Source organism: Promicromonospora kroppenstedtii DSM 19349, assembly GCF_000515355.1.
GTDB lineage: Bacteria > Actinomycetota > Actinomycetes > Actinomycetales > Cellulomonadaceae > Promicromonospora > Promicromonospora kroppenstedtii.
Window position 1 is genome coordinate 1 of sequence record NZ_KI911768.1, and the last position, 3,815, is coordinate 3,815.

The window sequence follows — 3,815 nt, forward strand, 5'->3', positions numbered from 1 at the left end:
GCCTTCACGGCATCGGCGGTTGTCTTGAGCTGGGCGTAGGCCTGCACACCCTGCGCCATCGGCACCAGGGCGGTCAGGTAGACCATCAGGTCGGGTGCCGGGCGGATGGAGACCCGGCGTTCCGTCACGGCCTTGGCGTTGCGGTTCACGCACGCGCGCACGTCCAGCCGGGCGGCCAGCTCCTTGATCCGGGCGATCAACCGTCGGGTGCTCATGCGGGCGAGTTCGGTCAGGTGGGTGGGGCCGCAGATCTCCTCATCGATCAGGGCCCGGTGCTCCACGGACAGGTGTGAGGTCTCGCGGACCAGGAGGGTGGCCCGCCATTGGGACAGCACCCCGGTCTGCAGGGCGGTGAAGGTATACGGCATCTGGGTGATCCAGACGCGGGAGGTGGATACGAACCCGGCCCCCGCGTGCGGACTCACCCGAAGTGCGGCACCGACCTGGTTGGGCATACCGCGCCCTTGCCGCTCGGCCCGGATGCTCTGCCGCGCCTCCTCGGCACGGGTGGCCTCGTCCAGGGCGACCGTGAGTCGAGCCTGGGTCGCGGTGATCGCGTTCTTCACGGCTTCCAACTCACCGAGCAGATCCACCCACTCGGCCTGCACTGCCGCGGGCACGCCGGCAGGAGTGTCAGTGGCACCCGGCAAGATCATGCCCGCCAGCACTTGGCGCACCCCACGCACCTCAGTGACATCGACCGCCCTGCCCCCGGGCACCACCGACCCGGCAGGCTGCACATCGCCTGCCGGAACCAGCACCTCACCCGTTCGCCTCATGCCATCAACATATCGCACACACGTACGTAACGCTCGTCGAAACAGTCCGCACCTGCCCACAGCAGAACGGGTGGCCCGGCACCAGCACCCAGGAAGGACAGACCCAGTGGGATCCACCGGTCATCTCGTCGTCGCGCGCAGCGACGGCCCCCTCGAAGAGGTCCCCCTGCTCGCATCCATCGCCGAAGGTCATCCACCCGAGGTCATCGTCGACCAGGCGTGGCTGACCAACGCAGGGTGGCAGCAGGTGCACGTCGAGGCGGGCTACTGGGACGAGGACCGCCCGACGGCACTCGCCGACCTGGTCCGCGAGACGGGGGCTCCCGCCTGTTCCGCCTGGGTCCTGGACAGTGACTGCGCGATCGTCACCGGGCTCGCACCGGGCGGCCGGCCGTGGCGGACCGCGCTGCACCTCGACACGGTGCTCCACTACGCGGAGGACGACCCCGAGGCGGTCTTCTGCCCCGACGGGATGGACCCTGACGAGTTCGTGCGCCGGCTGAACGCTCACATCCCGCACACCGCCGCCAACGTGATCGCCTGGGCCGCAGCGGCCGGGTTCCCGGCGGTCGACCCGGGCCGGATCGAGGCGCTGCTCCGGGCGAGGTCCGACTTCGTCGAGGAAACCTTCGACGACGTCCTGAGCGCATTCGGCTTCCCCACCCCCTGAAACGCAGCCCAGGTCTATGCAGACCCCAGCTCCACCACCCACCGCGCCCGCTCCACCATCGCCACGTCGAGAAACGTCCCGTCCGCCAGCGCCACCGCCCCCACCCCGGCATCCGCCGCACCCGCTACCCGAGACAGCACCTCCCGAGCCGCCGCGACCTCCTCGGCCGAGGGCAGGAACGCCGCCCGGATCACCTCGAGCTGCGCGGGATGGATCGCCGTCCGCCCCGAGAAACCCAGCCGGCGCCCCACCCGGCACGACGCCGCCAGCCCCTCCAGGTCCCGCACGTTCGTGTAGGCCGACATCACCGGCGCCACCAGCCCCGCCGCCCGCGCCGCGACCACGATGCGGCTCCGGGCCCAGAGCAGCCCGTCCTCGTCGTCGACCCGCAGGTCGGAGCGCAGGTCCGCCTCCCCCAGGCCGATCGACGCGACCTGCGGCGACGCCGTCGCGAGCTCGAAGGCCCGCTCGACGCCGAGCGCCGACTCGACCAGCAGGTGCAGGGCCCGGCCCGGCAGGGCCTCCGCGAGCTCCTGCACCTCACGGACCGATTCCACCTTGGGCACCCGGGCCCCCACCGATGAGGGCAACGAGCCAAGAAGAGCGACATCCTCGGCGTGCCACGGCGTGCTGCGGTGATTGATCCGCACCTGAACAGACCGGCCACCGACAAGAGCAAGGGAAAGCCGCGCGTTCTCCCGCGCCTCCTCCTTGCGCGACGGCGCAACGGCATCCTCGAGGTCGACCAGCACCGCGTCCGCGGAAGAGGCCAGCGCCTTGGCCACCCGGTCGGGCCGGTCGGCGGGCACGTAGAGCAGGGTCAGCGGCGTGCCGCCGCTCGCGGCCGTCCCCGTCATACCGCCCCCGCCTCCCGCAGCTCGGCCACGCGCTCCGCCGAGAAGCCCAGCTCCCCCAGCACCTCGTCGGTGTCCGCGCCGTGCGGCCGTCCCGTGAACCCGATGACGCCGTCGTTCTCCGAGAGCCGGAACAGCGGCCCCTGCATCAGCATGGGCCCGAGCTCGGGGTCCTCGATCTCGTGGATCGTCCCGAGCGCCCGGAACTGCGGGTCGGCCACGATGTCCCGCGCGTCGTACACGGGCGCGACGGCGGCCTGGGCCTCCTCGAACGCCGCCACCACTTCCTCCCGCGTCCGAAGAGAGATCCAGCCCCCGACCGCCTCGTCGAGCTCGTCCGCGTGCAGCGCCCGGTCCACGCCCCGTGCGAACCACGGCTCGTCCACGAGCTCGGGCCGCCCTACCAGGCGCATCACGCGCTCCGCGATCGACTGGGCCGACGTCGACACGGCCACCCAGTGCCCGTCGCTGGTGCGGTAGGTGTTGCGGGGCGCGTTGTTGCTCGACCGGTTGCCGGTCCGCGCCTGCACCGTGCCGAGCTGGTCCCAGCGCGTGATCTGCGGCCCGAGCATGGCAAGGATCGGCTCCACGATCGCGGTGTCCACGACCTGCCCGCGCCCCGTCCGCTCCCGCGCCGAGAGCGCCGTCATGATCGCGAACGCCGTGGCGAGCGACGCGACGCCGTCCGCCAGCCCGAAGGGCGGCAGCGTGGGCGGCCCGTCGGGCTCGCCGGTCATCGCCGCGAACCCGCTCATCGCCTCGGCCAGCGTGCCGAACCCCGGACGGGTGCGGTACGGACCCGTCTGACCGAATCCGGAGACCCGCGCCAGCACGAGCCTCGGGTTGCGCGCGGACAGCTCCTCGTAGCCCAGGCCCCAGCGCTCCAGCGTGCCGGGCCGGAAGTTCTCGATGACGACGTCCGACCGCTCGGCCAGCGCCAGGAACACCTCCCGCCCGCCGTCCGAACCCAGGTTGGCGGTGACGGTGCGCTTGTTGCGGCCCAGCGTCTTCCACCAGAGGTTGACGCCGTCCTTGGCCGCGCCGTGCGTGCGCGACGGGTCGGGCTTGGTGGGGTGCTCGACCTTGACGACGGAAGCGCCCAGGTCGCCCAGGTGCATCGCCGCCATCGGCCCGGCGAAGAGCGTGGATGCGTCCACGACGCGCAGTCCGGCCAGGGCGCCGACGGCGGGGTCGCGCGACACGCTCATGCCGACACCTCCGGCCCTTCGACGACGTCCCACGCACAACGGAACCCCACGGTGGCAGCCCGCGCGAGCCCGAGCCCCGGGAGCAGCAGCTTCACCGCGTGGTCCGGCGCGTGCCGCCCGCCCCCGACGTACCAGTCGGAGTCGGGGGCGCGGTAGTCGCTGCCGCCCTTGAGCATGACGAACCGGGTGCGGCCGTCGCTGTGCTCGCTCTCGGTCCAGCTCCAGACCGCGACGCCCGGCCGCTCCACACCGAACGACGACGGCGCGGCCTCCCCCGCGAGCTGCCACTCGTCCTCCGTGGGCA

4 protein-coding genes and 1 pseudogene are annotated in these 3,815 nt (G+C 72.3%); 1 reads left to right on the forward strand and 4 read right to left on the reverse strand.

Features of this window, described 5'->3' with window-relative positions:
• Window positions 1-656 (reverse strand): 13E12 repeat family protein (locus tag PROKR_RS30150; protein WP_157602897.1); only part of this gene is annotated, 656 nt, incomplete at its 3' end.
• Between the two features lie 229 nt (window positions 657-885).
• Between PROKR_RS30150 and PROKR_RS30155 the strand changes: the two genes are divergently transcribed.
• Window positions 886-1,449, forward strand: coding sequence for a hypothetical protein (locus tag PROKR_RS30155; RefSeq protein ID WP_036971679.1), 564 nt, complete (start codon window positions 886-888; stop codon window positions 1,447-1,449).
• Window positions 1,450-1,463: 14 nt separating this feature from the next.
• Here the strand turns inward: PROKR_RS30155 and PROKR_RS30160 are convergent, their stop codons facing one another.
• The 3 genes and pseudogenes from PROKR_RS30160 to PROKR_RS30170 form a co-directional block, all read right to left on the reverse strand.
• Window positions 1,464-2,258, reverse strand: coding sequence for an HpcH/HpaI aldolase/citrate lyase family protein (locus PROKR_RS30160; protein WP_245606043.1), 795 nt, complete (start codon window positions 2,256-2,258; stop codon window positions 1,464-1,466).
• 44 nt (window positions 2,259-2,302) lie between these two features.
• The gene (locus PROKR_RS30165) at window positions 2,303-3,511 is read right to left on the reverse strand and encodes a CaiB/BaiF CoA transferase family protein (protein WP_036971685.1); all 1,209 of its coding nucleotides are present in this window, start codon (window positions 3,509-3,511) and stop codon (window positions 2,303-2,305) included.
• Window positions 3,508-3,815 (reverse strand): annotated as a pseudogene (locus PROKR_RS30170) (hypothetical protein); the annotation flags it as partial. The pseudogene PROKR_RS30170 and the gene PROKR_RS30165, both read right to left, overlap by 4 nt.

Excerpts from the sequence above, each read along its gene's own strand:
- PROKR_RS30165 (WP_036971685.1), bottom strand. The coding sequence starts at position 3,511 with ATGAGCGTGTCGCGCGACCCCGCCGTCGGCGCCCTGGCCGGACTGCGC.